This window comes from Streptococcus suis, assembly GCF_002964045.1.
Classification (GTDB): domain Bacteria; phylum Bacillota; class Bacilli; order Lactobacillales; family Streptococcaceae; genus Streptococcus; species Streptococcus suis_U.
Map to the genome: position 1 here is coordinate 1 of NZ_POPB01000115.1, position 289 is coordinate 289.

Consider the following 289-nt stretch of genomic DNA (forward strand, 5'->3'; position numbering starts at 1 on the left):
CACGAATGTTGGAATTTACCAATGATACGAAGTTGACCAGACCTGCTTTACAAGAACACGGAACTTTGATGCTTCCGCTTGCGGCAATCGAGGAGCTTAGGAAGGTTCCGACAGTATGATTCCTTTTGCTCTAAAATACATAATGGTCATTATTACAACTATGGTCATATCAGCCATTGCGACCCCCTTGGTTCGTTTTATGTCCCTGAGGGTTGGAGCAGTCGATAATCCCAATGCACGGCGGATAAATAAGGTGCCCATGCCTTCAGCGGGAGGTCTGGCCATCTTT

At 46.4% G+C, this 289-nt stretch carries 1 pseudogene; it reads left to right on the forward strand.

Annotation, left to right across the window (positions count from 1 at the left end):
- Positions 1-115: 115 nt before the first annotated feature.
- Positions 116-289, forward strand: a pseudogene (locus C1E99_RS00500) (undecaprenyl/decaprenyl-phosphate alpha-N-acetylglucosaminyl 1-phosphate transferase); the annotation flags it as partial.